Raw genomic sequence first — 540 nt, forward strand, 5'->3', positions numbered from 1 at the left:
CATTACTGGTATGGAGGCTGCGGGTACGAGAGGAGCGTGTGGGATTGTTGGACAACCTGCAGCGACAAACCAATCTTGCATGGCTATTTATCCAAATCATAAATTATCATCTCTGTATCTCTACCATTGGTATGTGTACAATGGTGAGGCATTGGCATTTAAATATTGTCAAGGAACGAAGCAACTTAGTTATACTGCTGGACTGCTAAGAACAATTCCAATATACATTCCGGGAATAATAAAAGAACAAACTCGAATTGCGAATGTTCTCTCCGATACCGATGCGCTGATTACCAAAATTGAGCAGTTGATAGCTAAAAAACAGACTATCAAAAGCGCCACCATGCAGCAACTGATGACTGGTCGCACTCGCCTACCACAATTTGCTAAACATTCTAATAGCACACTCAAAGGTTATAAATCGAGCGAATTGGGTCTAATTCCCGAAGATTGGGATGTGTACACATTCAACGATCTCATTGAATCCTGCTCCAGCGGAGCCACTCCCTACCGTGGTAATAAAAGTTTTTATACAGGCAG

The 540-nt window shown here is 42.2% G+C and carries 1 protein-coding gene; it reads left to right on the forward strand.

All coding sequences use genetic code 11. From position 1 onward, the window contains the following. Positions 1-79: 79 nt before the first annotated feature. Positions 80-540 (forward strand): restriction endonuclease subunit S (locus tag E0L16_RS21940; RefSeq protein WP_242672242.1); only part of this gene is annotated, 461 nt, incomplete at its 3' end.

It is taken from the genome of Enterobacter quasihormaechei, from assembly GCF_004331385.1.
Classification (GTDB): domain Bacteria; phylum Pseudomonadota; class Gammaproteobacteria; order Enterobacterales; family Enterobacteriaceae; genus Enterobacter; species Enterobacter quasihormaechei.